The 25,074-nt window shown below is 71.5% G+C and carries 19 protein-coding genes; 5 read left to right on the top strand and 14 right to left on the bottom strand.

Features of this window, described 5'->3' with window-relative positions:
* Positions 1-52: 52 nt before the first annotated feature.
* From AB0I66_RS30870 to AB0I66_RS30820, 11 genes are all read right to left on the bottom strand, one after another.
* Positions 53-1,408 (bottom strand): PP2C family serine/threonine-protein phosphatase, encoded by a 1,356-nt coding sequence (locus AB0I66_RS30870; RefSeq protein ID WP_363211253.1) that lies wholly within the window; start codon positions 1,406-1,408, stop codon positions 53-55.
* A 2-nt stretch (positions 1,409-1,410) separates the two neighbouring features.
* On the bottom strand, positions 1,411-4,005 hold the full coding sequence (locus tag AB0I66_RS30865) for a tetratricopeptide repeat protein (protein WP_363211252.1): 2,595 nt from the start codon (positions 4,003-4,005) through the stop codon (positions 1,411-1,413).
* Positions 4,002-5,321, bottom strand: a complete 1,320-nt coding sequence (locus AB0I66_RS30860; protein ID WP_363211251.1) for a hypothetical protein — start codon at positions 5,319-5,321, stop codon at positions 4,002-4,004. The genes AB0I66_RS30865 and AB0I66_RS30860 overlap by 4 nt, the downstream gene beginning before the upstream one ends.
* A gap of 39 nt (positions 5,322-5,360) precedes the next feature.
* Entirely contained in the window at positions 5,361-6,380 is a 1,020-nt protein-coding gene (locus AB0I66_RS30855) for a glutamate ABC transporter substrate-binding protein (protein ID WP_363211250.1), read from the bottom strand.
* Between the two features lie 17 nt (positions 6,381-6,397).
* Positions 6,398-7,888 carry a hypothetical protein gene (locus AB0I66_RS30850; protein ID WP_363211249.1) on the bottom strand — a complete coding sequence of 497 codons (1,491 nt, stop codon included), beginning with the start codon at positions 7,886-7,888 and terminating at the stop codon, positions 6,398-6,400.
* A 267-nt stretch (positions 7,889-8,155) separates the two neighbouring features.
* Complete coding sequence (locus AB0I66_RS30845) at positions 8,156-9,145, bottom strand: BadF/BadG/BcrA/BcrD ATPase family protein (RefSeq protein WP_363211248.1); 990 nt, start codon at positions 9,143-9,145, stop codon at positions 8,156-8,158.
* A complete protein-coding gene (locus AB0I66_RS30840; RefSeq protein ID WP_363211247.1) occupies positions 9,136-10,401 on the bottom strand; it encodes a 6-phospho-beta-glucosidase in 1,266 nt (421 codons plus the stop codon). The genes AB0I66_RS30845 and AB0I66_RS30840 overlap by 10 nt, the downstream gene beginning before the upstream one ends.
* Positions 10,402-10,409: 8 nt before the next feature.
* The gene (locus tag AB0I66_RS30835; RefSeq protein ID WP_363211246.1) at positions 10,410-11,318 is read right to left on the bottom strand and encodes a carbohydrate ABC transporter permease; all 909 of its coding nucleotides are present in this window, start codon (positions 11,316-11,318) and stop codon (positions 10,410-10,412) included.
* Positions 11,319-11,324: 6 nt separating this feature from the next.
* Positions 11,325-12,260: a sugar ABC transporter permease gene (locus tag AB0I66_RS30830; RefSeq protein WP_363211245.1), complete on the bottom strand. Its 936-nt coding sequence runs from the start codon at positions 12,258-12,260 to the stop codon at positions 11,325-11,327.
* A 15-nt stretch (positions 12,261-12,275) separates the two neighbouring features.
* The gene (locus AB0I66_RS30825) at positions 12,276-13,616 is read right to left on the bottom strand and encodes an ABC transporter substrate-binding protein (protein WP_363211244.1); all 1,341 of its coding nucleotides are present in this window, start codon (positions 13,614-13,616) and stop codon (positions 12,276-12,278) included.
* Positions 13,617-13,676: 60 nt separating this feature from the next.
* Positions 13,677-14,834, bottom strand: a complete 1,158-nt coding sequence (locus tag AB0I66_RS30820) for an ROK family transcriptional regulator (RefSeq protein WP_363211243.1) — start codon at positions 14,832-14,834, stop codon at positions 13,677-13,679.
* Positions 14,835-15,138: 304 nt separating this feature from the next.
* Here AB0I66_RS30820 and istB point away from each other — a divergent pair, with 304 nt between their 5' ends.
* The gene (istB, locus tag AB0I66_RS30815) at positions 15,139-16,344 is read left to right on the top strand and encodes an IS21-like element helper ATPase IstB (protein ID WP_363211553.1); all 1,206 of its coding nucleotides are present in this window, start codon (positions 15,139-15,141) and stop codon (positions 16,342-16,344) included.
* A gap of 15 nt (positions 16,345-16,359) precedes the next feature.
* On the opposite strand, the gene AB0I66_RS30810 is transcribed toward istB, so the two are convergent.
* A complete protein-coding gene (locus AB0I66_RS30810; RefSeq protein WP_363211242.1) occupies positions 16,360-17,442 on the bottom strand; it encodes a mechanosensitive ion channel family protein in 1,083 nt (360 codons plus the stop codon).
* Positions 17,443-17,708: 266 nt separating this feature from the next.
* Between AB0I66_RS30810 and AB0I66_RS30805 the strand changes: the two genes are divergently transcribed.
* Entirely contained in the window at positions 17,709-18,245 is a 537-nt protein-coding gene (locus tag AB0I66_RS30805; protein WP_190080400.1) for an HNH endonuclease, read from the top strand.
* 66 nt (positions 18,246-18,311) lie between these two features.
* Here AB0I66_RS30805 and AB0I66_RS30800 read toward each other — a convergent pair whose 3' ends face one another.
* Positions 18,312-21,266, bottom strand: coding sequence for a beta-N-acetylglucosaminidase domain-containing protein (locus AB0I66_RS30800; protein ID WP_363211241.1), 2,955 nt, complete (start codon positions 21,264-21,266; stop codon positions 18,312-18,314).
* 362 nt (positions 21,267-21,628) lie between these two features.
* Between AB0I66_RS30800 and AB0I66_RS30795 the strand changes: the two genes are divergently transcribed.
* The 3 genes from AB0I66_RS30795 to AB0I66_RS30785 are packed head-to-tail and all read left to right on the top strand — an operon-like array spanning position 21,629 to position 24,315.
* Positions 21,629-21,865 carry a hypothetical protein gene (locus tag AB0I66_RS30795; protein WP_363211240.1) on the top strand — a complete coding sequence of 79 codons (237 nt, stop codon included), beginning with the start codon at positions 21,629-21,631 and terminating at the stop codon, positions 21,863-21,865.
* The gene (gene malQ / locus AB0I66_RS30790) at positions 21,866-24,055 is read left to right on the top strand and encodes a 4-alpha-glucanotransferase (RefSeq protein ID WP_363211239.1); all 2,190 of its coding nucleotides are present in this window, start codon (positions 21,866-21,868) and stop codon (positions 24,053-24,055) included.
* 20 nt (positions 24,056-24,075) lie between these two features.
* Positions 24,076-24,315: a hypothetical protein gene (locus tag AB0I66_RS30785; RefSeq protein ID WP_363211238.1), complete on the top strand. Its 240-nt coding sequence runs from the start codon at positions 24,076-24,078 to the stop codon at positions 24,313-24,315.
* A gap of 109 nt (positions 24,316-24,424) precedes the next feature.
* On the opposite strand, the gene AB0I66_RS30780 is transcribed toward AB0I66_RS30785, so the two are convergent.
* Positions 24,425-25,042, bottom strand: a complete 618-nt coding sequence (locus AB0I66_RS30780) for a TetR family transcriptional regulator (protein ID WP_363211237.1) — start codon at positions 25,040-25,042, stop codon at positions 24,425-24,427.
* Positions 25,043-25,074 lie beyond the last annotated feature (32 nt).

Genomic DNA, 25,074 nt, shown 5'->3' with positions numbered 1-25,074 from the left:
AGCCGGTGGGTGACAAGTGCGCGTGGCCGGCACCCCGTTGCGGGGGCCTTCACTAGGCGGATCCTGCCCCTTGCGGCACGACACGGAACGGCAGAATCGCCACTGTTACGTTGTCGTGGCCCCCGCCGTCCAGCGCGTGGCCGACCAGGACCTGGGCGCTGTGCAGCGGGCGCCGGGCGGCGTCGACGGGCACGGCCCGTGCCATGTCCTCCACCGCTTCCGCGTAGTTCCAGAGCCCGTCGGTGCATACGACCACTACACCCGCACGGTCCGGCTTGAAGGAAGCGGTGTGCGGCTCCAGTTCGTACGCGTCGGCGCCGAGCCAGCCCGTGATGGCGTGCGCGCGCTCGTCCGCGTACGCCTCCGCCTCGTTCATCAGACCCGCCGCCACCATCTGCGCGGCCCACGAGTCGTCCTCGGTGAGGCGGGCCGGCGGGCCGCTGCGGTCGTCGGGCACCCAGTAGGCACGGCTGTCGCCGACCCAGCCGACGACAAGGAGGCCACCGGCGACGATCGAGCCGACGAGGGTGCACGCGGGGGCGTTCTGGTGCGGGGAGTGCTCCCTGGCCTGAGTGGGCTCGGCGGCAAGGGCGTTGACGGCGTCGGACGCCGCGAGGATCGCGTCGTGCATGGCCTGCTGGGGGTGCGTGCCGAGCGGCAGCGCGGCGAGCAGCGATTCGTTCGCCGCGCGGGAGGCGGCGAGCGAGGCCTCGTCGGGGCGGGTCGCGGACGAGACACCGTCGCAGACGATCGCGACGACGGCGGGGGAGCCGTCCGGCAGCGCGGTCGACGAGATGGCGAACGCGTCCTCGTTGCGGTGGTGGCGCAGGCCCCGGTCGCTGACCGCGGCGACCGCGTCCAGTTCCTGCTCCATGTGGTCGCGCTCGCGCGGCTGAGCGTGACCGCAGTTCTCGCAGTAGCCGTCCGGGTCCACGCGGCCCGAACGGCACGCCACGCAGAGCTTGGTGCCCGCGGGCGGCGTGGGGTCGGGCAGGGCCGTGCGGGGGTCGGCGGGCTCGGGCTCCGGCTGGGCGCCGGGGGCCGGCAGGGGGTACTCGTCCGGCTCGGCGGGGCGGGCCGCGGGGGCGTCCGTCCGTACCTCCCCCGCGTTCGGGGAGAGCTCGCCGCCCGACGACTCGGTGACCGGCAGGTCGGTGGGCAGGTGCGCGGGCACCGGCATGTCGGAGCTGTCCACGTCCGGGGCGACGGGCCACTGCGACGACGCGCCGGAGGACGGCGCCGACGGCGAGCCGTTCATGGCGACGGTGGGGCGGTCGTCGGACCCGGCCGGCTGCGCCGACAGGTCGTGACCGCACGCGCCGCAGAACAGGTCACCCGCTTCCAGCGGCTCTTCGCAGCCGGGGCACGTGGAACCTGCCCCGGCAGTCTGCTGGTGCATCTGCGACATCTTCACACCCACGTCCGAGGGCGGAAACGGTTGGCCCGCTCCACCAGTTCGATCCTTTCCTCGCCACCCTGTGCGAGCCGGGCAAGCGTTCGGTACGAGCGCTCCAGGCCGAACCGGAGGCCGCGCTCGTCCAGGTCGCTGCCGAGCAGCACGGTCCGCGAGCCGCCTGCCGGTGCAGCGGGTGCTGCCGGCGGGGCGGAAGCGTGACCAGGGTGCCTACCGGAGAGTACCCAGTCCAGCGCGGTGCCGAGGACCTCGGTGGAGAGCCGCTCGCGGCGCACCGCGTCCAGGCCGAAGCCCGCGAGGGCCTCCACCTGCCCCGCCGCGGCCGTCAGGTCGTCGAGGAAAAGCGCGCCGGGTGACGGCGCGGTGTCCAACGTCATACGGTGCCGCAGCCTCGCCCGCACCGCCGCGACGCGGGCCGCGGTGTAGTGGATCGAGGCTTCGGGGACCGACTCCAGGGTGTGCACGGCACCGCGCCGGTCGCCCGCGGCGAGCTGCACCCGGGCCAGGCCGAACGCCGCGCTGACATAGCTCGGGTCGGTGGCCCACACGAGGCGGTAGTACTCGGCGGCGTTGTCCAGTTGCTCCAGGACCTCCGCGCAGACGCCCAGGGCCAGCTTGGGGGCGGGCTCGCCGGGGAACGCGTCGTACACCGCGTCGAAGGACAGTGCCGCGCTCTCGTGGTCGCCGGTCGCCAGCGAGGCGACGCCTCGGTACCAGACCACCCGCCAGTCGTCCGGGTGCTGTATCTCCAGCTCGGTCAACGCCTGGGCGGCGGGCTCCGGTTCACCCATGGCGAGGCGGGCCCGAAGGCCGCGCAGCCGCAGCTCCACCGAGTCGGCGGGCGCGGCCCGCAGCGCGGTGATCAGCTCGGCGGGCGCGGACGCCATGAGCCCGGCGAGGAACCCGGCGTTCGGGTCGTCCGGGTCGACGCGCGGCACCGGCAGGGCGAGTGCCGTCGCGGGGGCGTCGAGCGGCCGGACGATCCGGGCCGGCGGCGCGGCGGGCGGCACGGGCGGTGCGGCGATCGCCGGGGTGCCGTTGGCCGTGCCCTGGCCGTTGCCCGCCGTCAGCTCCGCGCGCCCCTTGCGCCGCCCCAGGGGCAGCACACGCACCCCGAAGTGCGAGACGTCGCCGGTCAGTTCGGCGAACAGCTCCGTGTCCGTGACCTTCACCTCGGGCCCGAACAGCGTGGACAGCGCGGGGCGCGGCCGCCCCGTCTGGATCGCGACGACCTCTCTCAGGACGCCGGTGAGCTGCTCCGCCATCTCCTGCGCCGAGGCGAACCTGCGGGCCGGGTCCGGGTCGGTGGCGCGCACGAGGAGGCGGTAGAACGACTCGTACGTACGGAAGACCTCGATGTTGTCGGGGTCCGGCAGGGAGTCCACGAAGACGTTCGTGTAGCCCTGGAAGTCGAAGGTGAGCACGGCCAGGGTGCGCGCCACCGTGTAGAGGTCGGAGGCCACGGAGGGGCCCAGTTCGGCGACTTCGGGGCCCTGATAGCCGACCGTGCCGTAGATCGCCGACTCGTCGTCGTCCATGCGGCGGACCGCGCCCATGTCGATCAGCTTGAGCTGGTCCTCGGTCTGGATGGCGTTGTCGACCTTGAAGTCGCAGTACAGGAGATTGCGGCTGTGCAGATGGCCGAGGGCCTCAAGGGCCTCGATGCCGAACGCGCAGGCCTGCTCCACGGGCAGCGGGTCGCGCTTGCCCTGCGCCGTACGGCGTTCGTTGGCGATCTCCTTCAGGGACTTGCCGCCGACGTACTCCATGACGATGTAGCCGTCCATGGAGCCCGTGCGCTGGTCGAGGTGCTCGACGAAGTTGTAGATCCGGACGATGTTGCTGTGCTCGATCTCGGCGAGGAAGCGGCGCTCGGAGATCGCGGCGGCCATCGCGTCCTGGTCGCCCGTGTCGAGCAGGCCCTTGAGGACCACCCAGCGGTCGGAGACCGCGCGGTCGACGGCGAGATAGACCCAGCCGAGGCCGCCGTGCGCCAGGCAGCCCACGACCTCGTACTGACCGTGCACGATGTCGCCGGGGTTCAGCTTCGGCACGAACGAGTACGGATGGCCGCACTTGGTGCAGAACCCTTCGGTGCGCCCAGGCCGGTCACCGCGCGCGCGGCCCACCGGCGCCCCGCAGTCGGAACGGGAGCAGAAGCGCTTGCGCTCGGGGACCTCGGGGTTCTTCTGCACCGCCTGGCGCGGATCGGGGCGCGGCACCTCGGGCACGAGGACCAGGCCCACGCCGAGCCTGCTGCGGGCGGACGTACCGGCGGAGGGCCCTGAGCTGCGTACGGAGACCGAGCGGGACGTGGAGCTCCCGGAGAGGGAGCGCGAGAGCCGCCCCGACACCGATCTGCGCGAGGACTGGGACCGCGACGAGCGGGACGAGGCACGCGAACTGGACCGGGAGCTGCTGCTGGCCGACCCCTTGCCGCCGCCGGTGATGCCGGTCGGGGGAGAGGACACCAGACCGGACGGGGAGACGACCGGGGCCAGGCCGCAGGTGTCGCAGTACAGCTCGCCGCCGCCCACGTCCTCGTACGACCCCGTGCACCCGGGTCGCTGGCACTTCTGCTGCTCACTCATGCTTCCCCCCTCCGGTCGGTGGGACCGCCCTGTTGCGGGACCCTCGATGCAAGGACTTCGGCCGCCGCCTGCTGATAACGAAGCACCGCCTGTTCGGCGACGCGCAGATCGCAGGGCGCGCTCCACAGCATCCGGCGCGCCGCGTCGTACCGCTCGACCAGGAGCGGGTCCTCCGCGTGGCCCAGACGGGAGACCTTCGCCTTGTAGGCGTCCAGGCGGCCGCGCAGCTCCGCGCGGACCGCGAGGGGCTGGGTGACGGCCGTCAACGACTCACGGGCACGCATGAGTTCGTCCTCGGCCTTCTCCTCGAGTGACTCCAGGAGCGGCGAGAGCCGGTGCCACTGGGCGTGCCTGCGGTAGTCGGACGCCATCGCGAGCTGCTCCTGCAGCGCGGTCGAGGGACCGCTGACGGCGGGCACCTCGGACGCCGCGATCTTCGCGAGGACCTCGCCGCGCGCCGAGCGTGCCTCGGCCAGGGTGCGGTCCGCGCGCGAGAGCACGTCACGCAGCCTGCCGAGCCGCAGCTCCGCGTCCTGCCGGACGGTGAGCACCGCGTCGATCTCGCGGCGTACGTCCTCCAGGGCGCGGGCCTCGCGGTCGTACCGCTCGGTGTGCGGACGGCCGCCGCCAGGGGCCGAACTGCCCTTGGCGGGCTGCCAGAAGGCCAGCGGATCGGACACCACCTGCTCGCGCAGGAGCGTCAGCTCCGACGTGATCCGCTCCAGGTCGTCGCCCGCCGGGTGCTCGCCCGGGCGGACTCCCACGGAGTGGGCGAGCCTGCGGGTGCGGTGCAGCTCGGCGGCCAGGAGGTCGATCCGGGCGGGCAGCGCGGACCAGACCGCGTCGGCGGCGACGACCATGTCGAGCGAGTGCGCGTACAGGTCGTTCATCCGGGCGACGAGCTCGATGAGCGTGAAGCGTTCGGTGAGCTTGGCGGGTCCGGTGATGGAGGCCGACGGCGCGGGGGCGGCGCCGCCGGCGACGGTGACGCTCTCACCGCGCAACAGCTCGGTCAGCTCCACCAGATCGTCCCGGTTGGGCCAGCGTCTGCGGGCCCGCACCTCGTGCGCCGCGCGCAGGGCCGCGGCGTACGCGTCGAAGTACGCCCAGAGCAGGGTGATCTGCTGTTCGGTGGACTGCCAGCGCTCCTGTGTGGTGCCGGTGAGGCCGGCGCCTTCGAGGAGCCGACGGCCCGCGTGATCCTGGAGGGCGAGCAGCGAGGTCTCGATCGCCTCGTGCTCTGCGTCGAGGCGCGCCAGCGCACGGTCCACCTCGTCCCGGTCCATTACCGGACCGGGGGGTCCCGCGACGCTCATCGATCACCTCTCCGCTCTGCGTTGCCGTGCATGTCAGGATCAGTCGCTGTACTTCGGTGCGGGCGGTCCCGCCGATTCGCCGAGGCCCGCCTTCAGCCACTTGTCGTACGACTTCTCCCAGCCGTTCTTGTCGTCGTCGCGGTAGTCCTCGAGGACTTGGTTGACCCGTCGCACCAGGTCGTCCCCGCCGTTCTCCGGCTTCTTCATCGCCACGCCGTAGTACTCGGTGTTGAGCGGTGCGTCGCCCTTGAGTTCGACCGTCGGGTCCTGCGCGGCCTGGCTCGCGGCGAGCGCGCTGTCGGTGACGACCGCGTCCACCTCACCCAGCTGAAGCCGCACCAGGCAGTCGAGTTGGTTCGGCACCGTCGTACCGATGTCGGCATCCAGGCCCTTCTTCTTGAGCTCCTCCAGCTGGGCGAGTGCCGTGGAACCCTTCGCGGAGCAGACCTTCTTGCCGTCGAGCGAGTCGTCGAACCCGGTGATGTCCGACGACTTGGGGGCGAGGACCTGCTGTCCCGTCTTGAAGTAGGCGGTGGAGAAGGTGACGTCCTCCTCCCGCTCACAGGTGATCGTCATGGTCCGTACGACCATGTCGACCTGGCCGCTCTGTATGGCCTTCACGCGCTGGTTGGTGGGGATGGCGCGGAAGAGGACGGCGTCGCGGTCGCCGAGGATCTCCTCGGCGATCTTGTGCGCCAGGTCGATGTCGAAGCCTTCGAGCGTCCCCGACTTCTTGTTCGGGTCGCGGTAGCCCCAGCGGTAGCTGTTCTGGTCGACGCCGACGATGAGCTTCTTGACGTCGCGTTTGCGGATGGCCTCGATCGTCGGGCCGTCCTTGTCGTCCGGCGAGAGGCTCTCCTCCGGGGTCTTGCACTCCTCGGCGCGCGCGGGCGCGGCGGCCGACGAGCCGTGGGCGGCCCGGCTCTCGTCCTTGCCCGAGTCGGCCGCGCCGCCGGCCTCCGGCAGCACGAGCACGAGGGAGCCCGTGAGCGCGCAGGCCACCGCCATGGCGGCAGCTCCGCCCCAGCCGCGCATCCTCGCCAGTCCTCGCGTACGCATCGTCCGCTCGCCCCCTCTCACCTGTACTCCGACAGCCTGCGCCCGACGCCGAGCACGGCGCCCGCCGCGGCGAGCACGGCAAGCACTGCTGCGCCCACCGGGAGTCCGCTCATGGCTCCCTTGCCGTCCTTCGCGGCCTGCTGGAACTCGGCCCGCTCGTGTGTCAGCGCCGCTTCGAGTGCTTCGTCGACATTGTCGAAGCACTCTCCGGTGGGCTCGTCGTCCTTGTCGCCGACGACCTTGGCGAGCGCGCCCTTGTAGTCACCCGCGTCGTCGCTGTCCCGCGCGGTCTTGTGGCGGTCCTTCCAGACCGACACGTTCTTCGCGGCTTCCCTGACGGGGTTCTTGCCCGTGTCGTTGTCGGCGACGGCCACGGCCTTGCCGAGCAGACCGCTCTCGGCGCTGCCGAGCTGCTTCATCTGCGCCTGGTAGGCGACGTCGAACTTGTCCTTGATCTCCTTCTCCGCGCCCACCTCGACGGTCTCCGCGCCCCGGCTGACCAGCGTGAGGTTCTCGTTGCTGCGGGCCTTGAGGGAGCTGATGCGGGCGTCGTTCAGGACGTTCAGGGACTGCACGCCGTTGTCGTACGAGTCGTTGAGGCCCGAGCGCGCGAAGGTGTGACCGGCGACGAGCCAGAGGAGGACCACCGTGGCCGCGGCGGTCGCGGCGACCAGGCCGTGGTTGAACACGCGGTTCGTGCGGTGGTAGTTGCGGCGCTGGGCCCAGACCAGGGCGCCGAGCGCGAGCAGGCCGAGCGCGACGGCGAACCAGGGATACGGCTTCGCGTCGTCGTAGTCCCTGTTCAGCCGCTGCTTCTCCGCGGTGTAGAGCTGCTCGGCGGCCGGGAGCATCTCGGTCTGCATCTTGTCGTTCGCGTACCGCAGATAGGCGCCGCCGAGGGGCAGGCCCTGGCGGTTGCTGGCGCGGGCACGCTCGATCAGGCCGGTGTACTCGGGGAGCAGCTTGTTCAGCTTGCTCACGGAGGCGGCGGCCGACGAGCCCGAGCCCGCGTTCGACGCGGCGTTCGCCAGCTTCTCGGAGGCCCGCTCGATGTCGGCCTTGTACCGGTCACGCACCTCGGCGGGCTCCTGACCGCCCGCCAGGAAGCCGCTGGAGGCGGCCGTGTTGGCGTCGGCGAGGGAGCGGTAGATGGCGGCGGCGTCGTCGCTCAGCGGCTGGCTGCGGTTCAGGACGCTGTCCGCGGCGGCCGCTCGGTCGGACATCTGCCAGGTGGTGATCGCGCCGAACGCCACGACGAGCAGGGCGAGGAGGGCGCCGATGATCCGCAGCCTGCCCGGTTCCGTCGTCGCCGCCGCGCGCAGCCGGTCCCGGCCCTCGGCCCATGCGGGCCTGCGGGGCGCGGCGCCCGGCACGGCCTGTGCGGACGGCGCGGGGTCCGGCCCTGCCTGCGGCGGGACGACGGGCATCGTCGGCGCGGCCTGTCCCGGCGGCGCGGCGCTGCCGTTCGGCGGGTATGTCACCTCGACCTCGACCTCCCCCTTGGTCATCGGACGTTCACTTCCGCCCGGAGTGCGCGGTGCGGGAAGAAGTGCACGGCGGCAAGTATCGCCGCAGGGACCGGCATCCGCACAGGTCTTGACTGGATCTTGTTCTGATCACTGCGTCGGGAGACCCGTCCGGATCACGTGAACCCCGTCCGGATCAAGCGAAGATCGCACACCCCCCTGCCCTTGAATACGCGATTCGGTGCGGATCGGTTCCCTGCCGGGCCGACGAACTCCGGGCAGAGGGGATGCGATGGGCCCGGACGCCCCTCAGGAAGCCCCCGCCTCGTAATGCCGCCGCACGTGCGCGTGCACGTCCGTTGCTGCCCCCACCTGGTCGAGGCCGAGCAGCGCCGCGCCGAGCACGGGGCGGGCGACGACCACCCTCGCCACCGCCTTGGGCGCCCGGTCGGCCAGCAACACCCGTACGCGGTCGTCCAGTTGCGGATGCCGTGCGGCGAGGACGCTGCCTCCGAGGAGCACCGGGGTTTCCTCGCCGAGCAGGTCGAGGCGCTCCAGGGCCACCGTCGACATGGCCACGACCTCGTCGGCCATCCGGTCCACCAGGGCGCGTGCCACCGGGTCGCCGGCCGCCGCCGTCGCGAAGAGGACCGGCGTCAGCTCGTGCCGCCGTACGGGGGCGATGGAGCCCAGGTGCAGGGCTTCGATCAGCGCGTACATGGTGGGCAGGCCGAAGTGTGCGGGCAGTGCCTCGCGCAGCGCGGTCGCCTCGCCGCGGCCGTCCTCGGCCCGCGCCGCGTACCAGAGCGCCTCCTCGGCCAGGCCGCCACCGCCGCCCCAGTCGCCGGAGATCCGGCCGATGGCGGGGAAGCGCGCGGTGCGCCCGTCGGGCAGCATGCCCACGCAGTTGATGCCGGCCCCGCACACCACGGCGACGCCTCGCGGCTCGGCGTCCTCCAGGAGGCCGGCCCGCAGGATGGCGAAGGTGTCGTTGCGCACGTCGACGGAAGGGCCCCACGCGCGGCGGCGCAGGGCCGCCGCCAACTCCCGCTCCTCCACCGGGAGATCGGCGTTGGCGAGGCAGGCGGACACATGCCCCACGGAGTCGGTGCCCGCCTCGGTGAGGGCCCGCGTCACCGCCTCCTGAAGGATGTCCACCGCGGTCTCGACGCCGACCTGGGGCGGCTGGAACCCGCCGCCGCGGGCCGCGCCGACGACGGTGCCGTCGGCCGCGATCACCGCGACGTCGGTCTTGCTGTTGCCCGCGTCGATCGCGAGCACGCTCATGCCTACGCCCACGCCAGGTGCTCCCGGTTGTGCGCGACGAGGCGGTCGGTGAGCTGCTCCGCGTACGCGTACTGGCCGACCAGCGGGTGGGCGAGCAGCGCCTTGAACACGCGGTCGTGGCCTCCGTGCAGCGCGGCCTGGAGCGCCAGGTCCTCGTAGCCGGTGACGTTGGCGATGAGCCCCGCGTACAGCGGGTCGAGCTTCGGCACGGCGAGGGGCTTGGCGCCCGTGCCGTCGACCGTGGCCTGTACCTCGATCACGGCGTCGTCCGGCAGGAACGGCAGCGTGCCGTTGTTGACGGTGTTCACCACCTGGTAAGGGCTGCCGCCGTTGCCGAGCAGCGAGGCCGCCAGGTCCACGGCCGCCTCCGAGTAGAAGGCGCCGCCGCGCTTGGCGAGCAGCTCCGGCTTCTCGTCGAGCGTCGGATCGCCGTACATCTCCAGCAACTCGCGCTCCATCGCGGCCACTTCGGCGGCACGCGACGGCTTGGTCCTCAGCTCCTCCACCACGGCGTCGTGCTGGTAGAAGTAGCGCAGGTAGTACGAGGGCACGACGCCGAGCCGGTCGACGATCTCGCGCGGCATGCGCAGGTCGGCGGCGACCGCGTCACCGTGTTCGGCGAGCAGCTTGGGCAGGATGTCCTCGCCGCCGGGACCTCCGAGACGTACGCCCGTCTCCCACGTCAGGTGGTTGAGGCCCACATGATCGAGGTGCACCTCGCCCGGGGCGACGTCGAGCAGCTTGGCGAACTTGCGCTGGAAGCCGATCGCCACATTGCACAGACCGACCGCCTTGTGCCCGGCCTGGAGCAGCGCCCGCGTCACGATGCCCACGGGGTTGGTGAAGTCGATGATCCAGGCGTTCGGGTTGGTGCGGCGTACGCGCTCGGCGATGTCGAGGACGACCGGGACCGTGCGCAGGGCCTTCGCCAGGCCGCCCGCGCCGGTGGTCTCCTGGCCGACGCAGCCGCACTCCAGGGGCCAGGTCTCGTCCTGCTGCCTGGCCGCCTGCCCGCCGACGCGCAGCTGGAGCAGGACCGCGTCGGCGTCCGCGACGCCCGCGTCCACGTCGGACGTGGTGACGATGCGGCCGGGGTGCCCCTGCTTGGCGAAGATGCGCCGTGCCAGGCCCCCGACGAGTTCGAGGCGGTCCGCGGCGGGGTCGACGAGGACGAGCTCCTCGATCGGCAGGGTGTCCCTCAACCGTGCGAATCCGTCGCTGAGTTCGGGTGTGTAGGTCGACCCTCCGCCGACCACTGCGAGCTTCATATCGGTTCTCAGCCCTTTACTCCGGTGAGGGTGACGCCTTCGACGAAGGCCTTTTGTGCGAAGAAGAAGATGATGATGACCGGCGCCATGACGAGCAGGGTCGCCGCCATGGTCATGTTCCAGTTGACGCTGTGCGCGCTCTTGAAGGATTCCAGGCCGTAACTGAGCGTCCAGGCACCGGGGTTCTGGGCCGCGTAGATCTGCGGCCCGAAGTAGTCGTTCCAGCAGTAGAAGAACTGGAAGAGCGCGATGGCGGCGATGCCGGGCTTGGCCATCGGGACGACGATCTTGACCATCGTGCGGAACTCGCCGCACCCGTCGACCTTGGCCGACTCGATGTACTCCTTGGGGATGGTGAGGAGGAACTGCCGCAGCAGGAAGATCGAGTACGCGTCTCCGAACGCCATCGGGATGATCAGCGGCCACAGCGTGCCCGACAGGTGGAACTGCTGGGCCCACACCAGGTACATCGGGATCACGATGACCTGCGGCGGCAGCATCATCGTGGAGATGACGAGCAGCATCGCGGTGCGCCGGCCGCGGAAGCGGAACTTGGCTAGCGCGTACGCCACGGGGATCGCCGAGCAGACCGTGAAGAGGGTGCCGAGGCCCGCGTACATGAGCGAGTTGCGCCACCAGTCCAGGAAGCCCGGGGTCTCGAACACGGCCTTGTAGTTGGACCAGTGCCAGGAGTCGGGCCACAGGTCGCCGCTCATGGCCTGCGAGTCGCTCATCACCGACGTCAGGAAGACGAAGACGAACGGCAGGACGAACAGCAGCGCCACGGCTATCGCCACGCTGTGCACGGCGATCCAGTGCAGGACGCGCTTGCGCCGGGCGCGGGCCGCGGCCGGGCCGCGCTGCTTCTGGGCGGCGGGGGCGGGTGTGGTGGGTGCGGTGAGCGTCGTGGTCGTCATGAGTCCTCAGTCCTCCGCCGAGAGCAGCCCGGAGCGCTTGCGCATCAGGAGCAGCGTGACGGCCATGGCGATGGCGAAGAGCACGAGCGAGAGCACGCACGCGGCGCCGGTGTTGAAGTTCTGGAAGCCCATCTGGTAGACGAGCTGGGGGACCGTGAGGGTCGAGTGGTCGGGGTAGCCGGGCTGGATGACCGACCCGGGGCCGATGTTGACGCCGGAGGCGACCTTCCCCGCGACCAGGGCCTGCGTGTAGTACTGCATGGTCTGCACGACGCCCGTGACCACCGCGAACATCACGATGGGCGTGATCGCGGGCCAGGTGACGTAGCGGAACTTGGCGAACGCCCCCGCGCCGTCCAGGTCGGCGGCCTCGTACTGCTCCTTGGGGACGTCGAGCAGCGCCGCCATGAAGATGACCATGAGGTCGCCGATGCCCCACAGGGAGAGCAGCACGAGCGAGGGTTTGGCGGTGTCCGGGTCGTTGAACCAGTTGGGCCCGGAGATCCCGACCGCGCCGAGGATCTCGTTCACCGGGCCCGTGCCGGGGTTGAGCAGGAAGACGAAGGCCACGGTGGCGGCCACCGGCGGGGCGAGATACGGGAGGTAGAAGGCGGTGCGGAAGAGGCCGGGGCCCGTCTTGATCTTCGTGATCAGCAGCCCGAGCGACAGGCCGAAGACCACCCGCAGGGCCACCATGATCACGACCAGCCACAGGGTGTTCCACAGGGCGGGACCGAACAGCGGCATCTGCTCGAACACGTACTTCCAGTTGCGGAGGCCCACGAACGAGGGCTCCTTGATCTGGTTGTAGTGCATGAACGAGAAGTAGACGGTGGCGATCAGCGGGTAAGCGAAGAAGACGCTGAAGCCGACGAGCCAGGGGGAGAGGAAACCGAGCGTGCGCAGTCTGCGGCGCGCGGGAGGGGAGAGGGTCATGGCCATGGCGGGGTCCTCAGCTCAGCTCTTCGACTGGAGGGTGTCGGCGTCGATCTGCTCGTCCAGCTTCTTCAGGCCCTTGCGCAGATCGCCCACGCGCCCGGCCTCCACGGAGTAGGAGAAATCCCCGAGCGAGACGACGTACGCGCCGCCGTTCACGGAGGGCGGCAGGGCCTTGCTGTGCTTGTTCTCCAGGATGTCGAAGAAGGTCCGGAAGGTCGGATCGGCGTCCAGGTCGGGGGACTTGAGGGCCGCGAACGTGGAGGGCACGTTGTGGATGGCGTTCGCGAAGTTCACGACCTGCTTGGTGTCCGCGGTCAGGAACCGCACCAGTTCCCACGCGGCGTTCTGGTGCTTGCTGCTGTGTGCGATGCCGGCCACGGTGCCGGTGATGAAGCCGCGCCCGTAGGTGTCGGCCCGGTCGTCGGGGACGGGCAGCGGGGCCACGCCCCAGTCGAACTTCGCCTTGGCCTCGTCCAGCATCAGGCCGCGCCACTCGCCGTCCAGGTGCATGGCGACCTTGCCGGTCAGGAAGGCGTTCTGGCTGGACATCTCGTCGCCGAAGGTCAGCCGGAACCGCTCCAGGTCGTTGAACCCGCCCTGCGCGGCGGCCAGTCGCCGGGTGGTCTTGAAGAAGTCGTACGTGGAGGGGTCGTCCGCGAGCCGCGCGTCGCCCTCGGCGTCGAAGTACTTCGGCCCCCACTGGGCGAAGAGGCGGTCCGGACTGTTCTGGTAGAAGCGGAAGTTGGGCAGATACCCGACCTGCTTGTACGAGTTCCTGCCGCTGCGCACGGTCAGCTTCTCGGAGACCTCCTCGAACTCGGACATCGTGCGCGGGGGCCGCTCGATGCCCGCCTTCTTGTAGGCGTCCTTGTTGTAGTACATGCCGAAGGCGTCCGCGAGCAGCGGCAGGGCGCACTGGTTGCCGCGGTAACTGGTGTAGTCGAGAAGGGTCTTGGGGAAGACCTTCTCCTTGTCCAGACCCGTCTTCTTCATGAACGGATCGAGGTCCGCCCACATCCCGGAGTCGCAGTACTGGCCCACGTTGTTGGTGGTGAAGGAGGACACCACGTCCGGGGCCTTGTCGCCGCCCGCCCGCAGGGCCTGGTTCACGGTCTCGTCGGAGACGTTCCCGGTGGCCTTGACGTCGATGTTCGGGTGCAGCTTCTCGAAGCGGGCGATGCTGTCGTTCACGGCCTTGACCTCGCCGGGAGTCGACCAGCCGTGCCAGAACTTCAGGGTGACCGGTTGGGTCGGGTCGTCGTTCGCGCTGCCGACGCTCGGGTTGGCGCAGCCGGAGAGCAGGAGACCGGCTGCGGCGAGCGCCGCGGACGCGCAGGTGGGCATGCGCCATCGCGGCATGGCGGACTTCCTTTGCGGAGAGGGGAGTTGTGGTGGGGCCGTATGAGGGGAGGGGCTCGCTCAGGCCGTGTCGAAGACCTGGTCGCGGGCCTGGGTGAGGGCCGAGCGCAGGGCGCCGGTGAGGATCGGGTCGCCGTCGAGTTCGCTGATGCGGATCTGCGGGCGGGGCAGCGCGAGCCCGGTCAGTTCCTCCTCGACCCGGGCGCGCAGCTTGTCGCCGCCCGCCTGGGCCACCGAGCCGGAGAGCACGACGAGTTCGGGGTCGACGACGGCGACGACCGCAGCGATGCCGGTGGCGATGCGCCGCGCGACCTCGGCGAGCGCGGCGTCGTCGGCCATGACCTGCGCCAACGTCGCCCCGCCGCCGGTGAGTTCGCGCACGACGTACGCGGAGACGAGGCTCTCGAAGCCGCCGCCGCCCCCGCCCCGCGTGTCGCCGCGAAGGAGCGGAGCACCCGGCAGCGGCATGTAGCCGATCTCGCCCGCGCCGCCGGTCGCGCCGCGCAGCAGGGTGCCGCCGAGCACGATGGCGGCGCCGACGCCTTCGTCGAGCCAGGTCAGCACGTAGTTGTCGTGGTCCTGGGCGGCGCCCTCGTACTGCTCGGCGACGGCGGCCAGGTTCACGTCGTTCTCGATGACGACGGGGGTGCCGAGGACGGCGGCGAGATCGTCGCGCAGCGTCCGTGAGTGCCAGCCCGGCAGGTGCGGGGCGTACCGCAGGGCGCCGGTGTGCGGGTCGATGGCGCCGGGGGTGCCGATGACGGCGGCCCGCAGGTCCTCGTGTCCGAGCCCCGCCTGGCGCAGGGCGCCGTCGACGGCCTCCGCGACGAGCTGGGCGGTGCGGTGGCGCACGTCCTCGGCGACGGCTTCGGCCTCCACGCGCTCCTTGCCGAGGACGGTGCCGGTGATGTCGGCGACGAGCGCGGTGATCCCGGTGGGATCGGCGGACAGCGCGGCGACGTGGCCGGCGCCCGGATCGATCTCGTACAGCAGGGCGTTGGGTCCCGGCCGTCCGCTGAGGCTGCCGGTGGTGTGCACGAGCCCCGCCGCTTCGAGACGCCCGAGGAGCTGGGAGGTGGTGGGCTTGGAAAGCCCGGTCAGCTCGCCGATGCGGGTGCGGGTGAGGGGACCGTGCACGACGAGGAGATCAAGGACGGCCCGGTCGTTCATGGCACGCAGGACGCTCGGGGTGCCCGGAGTGCTGCCCGCTGCTGCCATGACGTCACCTTACTTTGGTCGGCCGCTAACTGTTAGGAAACTTTCCAATTCGTGAGGACCGTACGACCGGCCTGAACAGGCCGTCAATAGCGTGCGCCCCGGCGGCAACCAACTCGTTACCTGGCGGGGGCCGGTGTTGCACGGAGTGCTCCGGCGGCGGTCGGGACACGGGTGTTGTCCGACTGGATTCCTATTAATCCCAACGGGTGGCACGAATTCAGATTGTCGGCGCCGAGCCAGGACAATGACGGGCCTTACGGCTGATGGAGGTCCGGTGTCCCGCTCCACCTCGTCCCCACCGAACATGACCACCCTGGGGTGTGCCCTATTCGCGACCCGTTGGCTCCAAGCACCCCTGTACTTCGGCCTGGTGGCCGCTCAGGGCGTGTACGTCTACAAGTTCTTCAACGAGCTGTGGCACCTCGTCCACCACGTCGTCAGCGGGCAGGCGGACGAGACGCACGTGATGCTCGCCGTCCTGAAGCTCGTCGACGTGGTGATGATCGCCAATCTGCTGATCATGGTGATCGTCGGCGGATACGAGACCTTCGTCTCGCGCATCGGCCTGCAGGGCCACCGGGACCAGCCCGAGTGGCTGTCCCACGTGAACTCCAACGTGCTGAAGGTCAAGCTGGCCACGGCCATCGTGGGGATCTCGTCGGTGCATCTGCTCCAGATGTTCGTCGACGTGCACCACACGCCCCGGCACGACCTGCTCTGGGGCACCGTCATCCACATGGCGTTCATCGCCTCGGCGGCCATCCTCGCGTACATGTCCGGGCCCATGGCGGCGCAGGAGGCGAGGCTGCGCGGCGCGCACGGGGAGCACCGGGAAGAGGACACGCGGACCGTGGTCATCCCGGTGCAGCGGGGCGGCGGGCAGCAGGCGGAGCCGCATGCGGGCGCGGGCGCGGGGGCGGAGGAGCGGATCGAGGCCGCCGGGTTCCCGCCCGGGAAGGTCCTGGAGCTGTTCGACGAGGGGCGGCTGCGGGCGCCCGAGCCGCATGTGATCACCCGCCTCGGCAAGGCCGACTTCGTCGCCCGCAAGGCCAACGTGGTGCTGCTCGGCGCGCCCGGCACGGGCAAGACGCACCTGGCGGCCGCCCTGGGCGTACGGGCCTGCCAGGCCGGACACCAGGTGCTGTTCGCGACCGCCGCCGAGTGGGGCGTCCGGCTCGCGGACGCCAAGGCCGCGGGCCGTCTCGGCAAGGAGCTCTCCCGCCTCGACGCGTATCCGGTGCTCGTCGTGGACGAGGTCGGCTACGTGCCGTTCGACGCCGAGGTCGCCCGCCTCTTCTTCCAGCTCGTCTCGCACCGCTACGAGCGGGGCTCGCTGATCGTCACCAGCAACCTGGCCCTCGGCCAGTGGGGCGAGGTGTTCGGCGACGGCGCCACGGCTTCCGCGACGGTGGACCGCCTGGCCCACCACGCGGAGGTCATCGCGCTGGACGCCGACAGCTACCGCACCCGGCGCCCGGGGCACCTGGCGGCCTCCGGAAGCCCCCTCTGACCTGGAGGCGTACGGCTACTTCGACAGATTCGGCGGCGGAGCGATCGGGGAGGCCGCGAGCGACTGCGGAGAGGTCGCGGACGCGTAGGCCGACGGGGCCGCCACGGCGGCCGACGGGTCCGCCGTCGCCTCCTCCACGGCCTGGAGCGGGAGGCCGCCCACGATGCGGATGCCCGCCTCGTCGAAGGCCTGCTTGATGCGCCAGCGCAGCTCACGCTCCACGCCGAGGGCGTTGCCGGGCATCGTCTTCGCGGAGACCCGTACGACCATCGAGTCCAGCAGGACGCTGTCCAGGCCGAGGACCTCCACCGGGCCCCACAGGCGCTCGTTCCACGGCTCGTCCTTGGCCATGGACTCGCCGACCTCGACCAGCTTCGCCTTGACCTTCTCCAGGTCCTCGTCCGGGCGGACGGTGACGTCGACGCCCGCCGTGGACCAGCCCTGGCTGAGGTTGCCGATGCGCTTGACCTCGCCGTTGCGGACGTACCAGATCTCGCCGTTGTCGCCGCGCAGCTTCGTCACGCGCAGGCCGACCTCGATGACCTCGCCGGACGCCACGCCCGCGTCGATCGAGTCACCCACGCCGTACTGGTCCTCCAGGATCATGAAGACGCCGGAGAGGAAGTCCGTGACCAGGTTGCGGGCGCCGAAACCGATCGCCACGCCCGCCACACCCGCCGACGCGAGCAGCGGGGCGAGGTTGATCTGGAATGTGCCGAGAATCATGAGCGCGGCGGTGCCCAGGATCAGGAACGACGCCACCGAGCGCAGCACCGAGCCGATGGCCTGCGAGCGCTGACGGCGGCGCTCCACGTTCACGAGAAGTCCACCGAGCGCGGTGCCGTTCACGGACTGGGCCGTGCGGTTCATGCGTTCTATGAGCTTGGTGATCGAGCGCCGGATGACCACGCGCAGGACGATGGCCACGGCGACGATCAGCAGGATGCGGAGCCCGATGCCCAGCCACGCCGACCAGTTCTGCTCCACCCAGCTCGCGGCGTTCGTCGCGTGCTCCTGGGCGTCTTCCAAGGTCGGGGGCTTCGGCGTCGACTTGTCGTCCGGGTCCGTTCCGGCTGCTGACAGAGCGGACAGGAACACGGCAGGTACCTCCAGGCATAGCGGCCTGCCCAGGAGATGCACCGGGCAGAGACACCACACTAACGGGGCATTGTGTGTGGATCGTTGTGATGTTCGAGGGAGAGACCGTGCTCACCTGGGGAAGATGAGGGTGTTGTACATGTGTGGTCGAAAACACTCCGAGCCCGTTACGAGCACATGGTGGCGCTTGGACCAGGCATGAGGGGAGACTGGCTACAGATCGTCCCGGCGCGAGCCACGCGCCGCCGGCGTAATAGGAGGCATCCGTGCCGCACGTCCTGGTCCTCAATGCGTCGTACGAGCCTCTGGGCGTCGTACCGCTCCGCCGCGCGCTCGTCCTCGTCCTGGAGAACAAGGCTCTCTGCCTCGAGGAATCCGGCGCCTTCATGCACAGCGCAACGCGCACTGTCCCCGCACCCAGCGTGGTCCGCCTCAAGCGGTTCGTCCGGGTCCCCTACCGGGGGCCCGTTCCTCTGACCAGGCGGGCGCTCTTCGCCCGCGACGGCGGTCGGTGCATGTATTGCGGTGGCGTCGCAACCAGCGTCGACCACGTCATTCCGAAGAGCCGTGGCGGTCAGCACGCCTGGGAGAACGTGGTGGCGTCCTGCCGCCGCTGCAACCACACCAAGGCGGACCGTCATCTCCTGGAGCTGGGGTGGCGCCTGCGTCACAAGCCCGCGCCGCCCTCGGGGCTCGCGTGGCGCATCATCGGGACCGGGCACAGGGATCCGCGCTGGCTGCCGTATTTGCAGCCGTTCGGCGCGGACGACGCGATGGCCCGGATCGATGGCATCTCTGCCTAGGAATCGATCCGGGCTCTGTTGTACGTGGCCGCCCGCACGGGGCCTGAGCGTGGCCGTCGGCCGCCGTCAGTCCCGGGCGGCCGCGGCCACGGCGTACGCCTCGACCGACCAGAGCGAGTAGCCGAAGCGGGTGGCCCGCTTGTCGCCCTGGACGCGGATGAAGCGGGTGTCGCGGGCGTCCATGCGGATGCTCTCGCGGCCCCCCTTGCCGTCCTTGACGGTGGCCGCCGTGCGCCAGGTCTTGCCGTCGGCCGACGTCTGCACGCGGTAGCCCGCCGCGTACGCGTCCTGCCAGCGCAGGACGACCTGGCCGAGCCTGACCGGTTCGGCGAGCTCCATCTGCCACCAGGCGCCGTCCTCGACCGGCGACGACCAGCGGGTCTTCGGGTCGCCGTCGTTGGCGCCCGACGCGGGGAAGTCCTTCGTCTCGTCGCCCGACGACGACGCCTTCGCGCCGCGCGCCAGATCGGGGCCGTCCGTGCGGGGGTAGGCGCGCACCGAGACCGTGCGGGTCTGGCCGTCGAAGGTGACCGGGATCTCGTACGTCCCCGCGCGTGTGCCCGCCGGGACGGTGACGTCGACCGGGACGTCCACGCGCGTGCCGCGCGGCAGCGTCGACTTCGCCGGGGTGCGCACCTCGACGCCCTTGGGCGCCTTCGCCGTGACCTTGCCCTGCACGTCGCCGGGGCGCAGGGACGTCAGCTCCGCGGTGATCCGCTGCGGGCCGCCGCCGATCTCCACGTCGGCCTCGGTGCGGGCCAGGGAGAAGCGGGCGGCGGGGGAGTCGGCGTACCAGGGGACGACGTGGCGGACGGTGCCCTCGGTGACCGTGACACGGACGGCGTCGGCCCGCAGGGCGGTGTCCTTGGGTGCCGAAGGCTTGGCCTCGGTGAAGCCCGTACCGGACAGGGCACCGACGCGGCGCCAGCCCTCGCCGGGGACGTGCGCCTCGATGCTGCCCTTGGTGCCGGGGTCGGTCAGCGCCGTCACCGCCGTGAGAGGGCGGGCGCGGGGAGTGCGGACCGTCGCGCGGTCCGACGCCTGCTCGCCGTCGAGCCCCGCCCACGACCCGTACGCCTTCTGGGCCCGTGTCAGGAAGGGGGCGAGGACGCCCTTGCCGACCGTCACCCGGGAGGCTTTCAGGTCCTTCTGGAGCCCCGACAGGGTGCGCGAGGCGCGCCAGGCGGCGGCGCCGTCGCCGGTGGACTGCGCGCGCAGCATGTCGACCGCCGTCTCGCCGGCCTCCCCGTAGCGCGCCAACTGCTCCACCCAGGGCCCCACCTCGGTGTCGAGGTCGCTGTCGGCGAGGCGCCGCGGAGCCTCCTTCATCACGGTGAAGGCGTCCCGCAGGGCCTGTCCGGTCTTCTCCACGCGGGCGGTGTCCGTCGTCGTGCGCGCCCGCCAGAAGTCGTCCATGAGCGGACGCAGATACGCCGATTCGTCGGCGCCCAGGACGGACGAGGCGTCATTGCCCGCGAGGGCCCGCAGGGCGCCCCGGGCCTTCGCGTCACCGCCCGACAGGTCGTCGATCGCGGCGAGCCAGGACTCGTGCGGGCGGTAGGCGCGCGGGTTCCACGCGTAGTCGGCGGCGGTGAACAGCGGGATGCGCGAGGCGGAGGGCTGCTCCATGGCGTTGCCGAGCAGCGCCGCCGAGCCGGTGGCCACGGCGGGCTCACGGCCGGTGTAGGGACCCAGGAAGATACGGTCCTGCGCGAAGTCGTTGACGGGGTAGTTGTCCATCGTCACGAGCGGGTGCGAGCCGAACGCCTTGCGGGCACCCGCCAGTTCACGCCCGGTGATGGTCTTGGGGACCACGCCGACGCCGGTCCACGCCACCTCGACGCCCTCGTCGAGGCGGGCGGCGATGGCGTCGCGGTACTCCGTGGAGCCGTTCTGGTAGTACTCCGTGGGCATCAGCGAGAGCGGCCTCGCGCCGGGGTGGCGCTCGGCCAGATGCGCGGAGACCGCGTTGGCGACGCGCGCCTGCGCCTTCGCGGCGGCGTCGGGCCCCGAACCGAAGGCCTCGGCGTCGGCGCCGCAGTGCCACTCGCTGTAGCTGACGTCCTGGAACTGCAGCTGGAAGGCGCGTACGCCCAGCGCCCACATCGCGTCGATCTTGCGGTTCAGGGCCTTGATGTCCTTGTCGGACGACATGCACATGGCCTGGCCGGGGGCGACCGCCCAGGCGAGCGTCACGTGATTGCGCTCGGCCCGCTCGGCGAGGGCACGGAAGTCCGCGCGCTGGTCGGCGGGGTAGGGCTCGCGCCAGCGCGCCTGGCGGTAGAGGTCGTCGCCGGGGGCGTAGAGGTAGCGGTTCTGCTTCGTGCGCCCCATGAAGTCCAGCTGGTCCAGGCGCTGCTCGCGGGTCCACGGGGTGCCGTAGAAACCCTCCGTCATGCCGCGGACCGCGGTGCCGGGCCAGTCGCGGATCCGGACCCCGGGGACTGTGGTGCCGCCGGCGGTCCTGGTGAGCAGCTGGCGCAGGGTCTGCACGCCGTGGAAGAGGCCGTCACTGCCCGCGCCCGCGAGGGCGATGGTGTCCTGGCCGCCGATCCGGCCCACCGCCAGGCGGTAGCCGCCGGAGGGGAGGTCGGCGCGGGGGCGGGCGCCGAGGGTGCGGAGCGCCTGGTCGGCGGCGGCGCCTTCGACGCGGATGACGAGCCTGCCACCGCCCGCGGGGAGTTGCCCGCCGTCCCTGACCTCGGTGGTCTCGCGGACACCCGCGTCGCGCAGCAGGGCGCGCAGGGCGTCCATGGCGTACGGGTCGGGGTCCTCGCCGGTGGCCAGCACGACCTCGTCGGTGACGGTGACCGGGGTCCCGGCCGTGGTCATCGACTGGGGGCGGGGCCAGACCGGGGGGAGGGTGCCGTCGCTCTCCCGGTCGTCGTCCGGGGAGGTGGCGGGGGCGCCGGGCTTTCCGGGGAGGCCGGGGGCGGCGACAGCGCCGGGGGCGCCGGAAAGTGCGCCCGCGATGACGGCGACGGCGATGGCCGCCGCGCCTTTCCTGCGCCGCAGTTGCACGGCCCTCTCCTCGTGTCCTTCGTGCTGGTGATCACGTGTGGTGCGTCAGTTGTCTCAGGGTGTCACTGAGCCCACCACTCGCGTGGTGGGGGTGTCAACGGCCGTGGGTGTTGTGGGGGTTTTCTTCCCTGTGACATACGCGGGTTCTTTGTGCGGGGCCGGAATGTATCGCCCGTACGCGGGCAGGGACGGGGGGTACCGAAGGTGAGGGGGAAGGAAGATCTTGCGTTCGACCCCCCACTGAGGGAAACGAATGTGAGTGCGCGCACGTTCATACAACGGATATGTCTGCGATCCCGTGCACTGGGTAGGGCTGCCGAAGACCTGCCCCTGACACCTGCCCCCTGACAATGGAGCCTTACGTGCCCGCTTCCGCGAATCTTCTTCTCTCCGCTCTCTCCAAACAGGTCTCCGGACCGGACTCCGGTCTGGACGGATCCTGCTCCTGCGGCTGCCTCGAGCCGCCCCTGACCAGCGAGCCCCCGCTGGCCGACGCAGCACCCCTGACCAGCGAGCCTCCGCTCGCCGACGCCGCCCCGCTGACCAGCGAGCCCACTTCTTCCGGCACCGCGTCGGGTCTGGCCTACATGGGGGTCTAGATGGCCCCATCCGGAGCGACCGGCCCCACCACCGGGCCCACCGATCCCACCGGACTTTCCCGCCTCGCCGTTCTGCACGGCGTGGCGACCGCATACTCCCCGTCCCCGGACCGCACGGTTCCGGCCACCGACGCCGCGGTGATCGCGGCCCTGGCCGCCCTGGACGTGGACGCGAGCACCCCCGAGGCGCTGCGGCGCGCCCTCGCGGCCCGCGAGGCCGAGGTGAGCGCCCGTCTGCTGCCTCCGACGGTGGTGATGTGGCAGGGCGGCGATCCTGAGGCGGCCCCGCCCTGGGCCGTGCTGCCGCCGGGCACGCGGGTGAGCGTGGAGACGGAGGAGGGGGAGCGGCTGGAGTGGCATGTGCCGTCGGCAGAGCCACCTGGACGCGTACCCGGAATTGGGGTGGCGCCCGCCCTGCCACTGGGCGTACACCGGCTCCGAGCCGCGACCCCGGACGACCGGACAGCCACCGCCCACCTCATCGCCGCCCCGCACCGTCTGCCGCCCCCGCGCGAGAAGACGTACGGGATTCTCGTCCAGCTCTACTCCCTCCTCTCCCGCCGCTCCTGGGGCATGGGTGACCTCGGGGATCTCGCCGAGCTCGCGGCCTGGTCCGGGCGGGCCCTGGGGGCCGGGTTCGTGCAGGTCAACCCCTTGCATGCGGCGGTCCCGAAGCCTCCGGACGGGCCGTCCGACCCCTCCCCGTACCGCCCCTCCTCGCGTCGCTTCCCCGACCCCGTCCATCTGCGGATCGAGGACATCCCCGAGTACGCCCATCTGGACGGCGAGGCCCGTGATCTGGCCGCCGACATCACGCGGCGAGCTGCCGCGCTCCGTGAATCCGTGCTCCAGCAGGGCCAGTTGATCGACCGTGACGCGGTCTGGGAGCTCAAGGTCCAGGCCCTCGAACTGATCCGCGAGGTCCCGCTCGGCCCCGGCCGGCGCGCCGCCTACAACGACTTCCTGGCCGAGCACGGCGACGACCTCGAGGACCACGCCACGTGGTGCGCGCTCGCCGAGCGGTACGGCCCCGACTGGCACGCCTGGCCCGAGCCCCTGCGCGACCCCGCGTCACCCGAAGCCGCCCGTGCCCGCCGCGAGTTGATGGACCGCGTCGATTTCCACTGCCGCCTCGCCTGGCTCACCGACGCCCAACTCGCCGCGGCGCAGCGCTCCGCGCGGGACGCGGGCATGGCCATCGGCCTCGTGCACGACCTCGCGGTCGGCGTGCACCCGGCCGGAGCCGACGCGTGGGCGCAGCGGCGGCACTTCGCCGCGGGCATGTCGACGGGCGCGCCGCCGGACGCGTTCAACGCGCGCGGCCAGGACTGGGGCCTGCCGCCCTGGCGCCCCGACCGCCTCGCCGAGTCGGGCTACGCCCCGTACCGCGCCCTCCTGCGGGCCCTGCTCCGCCGCGCGGGCGCGATCCGCATCGACCACGTGATGGGGCTCTTCAGGCTCTGGTGGGTCCCGGAGGGCCGCGCGCCCACCGAGGGGACGTACGTCCAGTACGACGCGGAGGCGATGCTCGCCGTCCTCGTCCTGGAGGCGCACCGCGCGGGCGCCCTCGTCATCGGCGAGGATCTCGGCACCGTCGAGCCCGGCGTCCGCGAGACCCTGCAGCGGCGCGGTGTGCTCGGCACCTCCGTGCTCTGGTTCGAGCGGGACTGGGCCGGCACCGGACGGCCGCTGCCGCCCGAGGAGTGGCGCGCGGACTGCCTGGCCACCGCCACCACCCACGACCTGCCCTCCACCGCGGCCCGCATCACCGGCGAGCACGTCCAACTCCGCGACCGGCTCGGCCTGCTCACCCGCCCCGCGGCCCTCGAACGCGCCGAGGCGGCCGCCGATGTCTCGGAGTGGCTCGCGCTGCTCTCCCGCCTCGGGATGCTGCCCGGCGGCGGCGGACACGAGCAGGAGGAGATCCGCGCCGTCCACCGTTTCCTGCTCGCCTCCCCGGCCCGCATGATCGGCGTCTGGCTGCCGGACGCGGTGGGCGACCGCCGGCCGCAGAATCTTCCCGGCACCTGGGACCAGTATCCGAACTGGCGGCTGCCGGTCGCCGACGCCGCGGGCCGACCCGTCACCCTGGAGGAACTCGCCGCGTCACCACGTGTCCACGCGTTCATGGACGTGTTCCGTATGCGCGAAAGGACCCGTACGGCACCCCCGGGCGCGCGGCCCGTTTAGCAGTTCGCTACGTTGGCACCGTGGACAAGAAGACTGCCCTGCGCGCCGGCGCCCTGGCTTCCGGTACGACGCTGATGATGCTGCTCATGTCGTCCCCCGCGCTCGCGCTCACACGCGACGACGGCGACGACCCGGGTCCGGGCCTGAGCGTGATCGACACGCTCGGCCTCTATGTCGTGGCGCCCATCGTGCTGTTCCTGGTGATCGCGGGCCTCGTCATGGTCGGTGACAAGTCCCGCAAGCAGGAGAAGAAGGGCTGACGCCACTTCGCTTCGCGAGCTCTCCGTAGGGGGCTCTTCGTCGACGTACGCAACGCACGCGTATGACGGCGAAGAGCCCCCTACGTGTGTGCGGAGCCTTCAACGTCTCTCACGGCCGCTCGGCCGTGAGATACCGCTGCACCGTCGGCCCGACCCAGTCCGCCATCTCCTCGGCGGACAGCGCGAGCGCGGGCGGGAACCGCAGCACATACCGGGTCAGCGCCATGCCCAGGATCTGTGAGGCGCACAGCCCGGCCCGCGTCGGGGCCTCGGCCGGATCGGGGCAGACGCGGCGCGCGACCGGCAGCAGCTGATCCCTGAAGATGGCCTGCATCCGCTCGGCGCCCGCCGTGTTCGTGATGCCGACGCGCAGCATCGCCGTCAGCACGCCGTCCTTCTCCCAGACATCCAGAAAGTGCGTCACCAGGGCGCGCCCCACGGCCTCGCGCGGCACCGAGGTGAGATCGGGCAGGCGCAGATCGATGGCGCAGGCCGCGGCGAACAGGCCCTCCTTGTTGCCGTAGTAGCGCATCACCATCGACGGATCGATCCGCGCGTCCCTGGCGATGGCGCGGATGGTGGCCCGCTCATAGCCGTCGGCGGCGAACCGCTCACGGGCGGCGGCCAGGATCGCGCCGCGGGTCGCGTCGGAGCGGCGGGGCGGTGCCGGGGGACCCTCGACGGCCGTTCGGCTCCGGGTCGCTGAATCGGGTGCACTTTCGGTCATGCCAACAAGCGTAGGCCAACATGTGTTGACAG

Origin of the sequence: Streptomyces sp. NPDC050439 (assembly GCF_040655335.1) — a bacterium.
Classification (GTDB): Bacteria; Actinomycetota; Actinomycetes; order Streptomycetales; family Streptomycetaceae; genus Streptomyces.
Note: the sequence above shows the minus strand (reverse complement) of the source record. Positions and strands in the feature narration are given on the sequence as shown.

What these genes read in the sequence shown, in the direction of transcription:
- AB0I66_RS30830 (WP_363211245.1), bottom strand. Translation starts at nt 12,260, where the DNA reads ATGGCCATGACCCTCTCCCCTCCCGCGCGCCGCAGACTGCGCACGCTC.
- malQ (WP_363211239.1), top strand. Translation starts at nt 21,866, where the DNA reads ATGGCCCCATCCGGAGCGACCGGCCCCACCACCGGGCCCACCGATCCC.
- AB0I66_RS30860 (WP_363211251.1), bottom strand. Translation starts at nt 5,321, where the DNA reads ATGAGCGTCGCGGGACCCCCCGGTCCGGTAATGGACCGGGACGAGGTG.
- AB0I66_RS30855 (WP_363211250.1), bottom strand. Translation starts at nt 6,380, where the DNA reads ATGCGTACGCGAGGACTGGCGAGGATGCGCGGCTGGGGCGGAGCTGCC.
- AB0I66_RS30835 (WP_363211246.1), bottom strand. Translation starts at nt 11,318, where the DNA reads ATGACGACCACGACGCTCACCGCACCCACCACACCCGCCCCCGCCGCC.
- AB0I66_RS30780 (WP_363211237.1), bottom strand. Translation starts at nt 25,042, where the DNA reads ATGACCGAAAGTGCACCCGATTCAGCGACCCGGAGCCGAACGGCCGTC.
- AB0I66_RS30870 (WP_363211253.1), bottom strand. Translation starts at nt 1,408, where the DNA reads ATGTCGCAGATGCACCAGCAGACTGCCGGGGCAGGTTCCACGTGCCCC.
- AB0I66_RS30825 (WP_363211244.1), bottom strand. Translation starts at nt 13,616, where the DNA reads ATGCCGCGATGGCGCATGCCCACCTGCGCGTCCGCGGCGCTCGCCGCA.
- istB (WP_363211553.1), top strand. Translation starts at nt 15,139, where the DNA reads ATGACCACCCTGGGGTGTGCCCTATTCGCGACCCGTTGGCTCCAAGCA.
- AB0I66_RS30865 (WP_363211252.1), bottom strand. Translation starts at nt 4,005, where the DNA reads ATGAGTGAGCAGCAGAAGTGCCAGCGACCCGGGTGCACGGGGTCGTAC.
- AB0I66_RS30850 (WP_363211249.1), bottom strand. Translation starts at nt 7,888, where the DNA reads ATGACCAAGGGGGAGGTCGAGGTCGAGGTGACATACCCGCCGAACGGC.
- AB0I66_RS30840 (WP_363211247.1), bottom strand. Translation starts at nt 10,401, where the DNA reads ATGAAGCTCGCAGTGGTCGGCGGAGGGTCGACCTACACACCCGAACTC.
- AB0I66_RS30820 (WP_363211243.1), bottom strand. Translation starts at nt 14,834, where the DNA reads ATGGCAGCAGCGGGCAGCACTCCGGGCACCCCGAGCGTCCTGCGTGCC.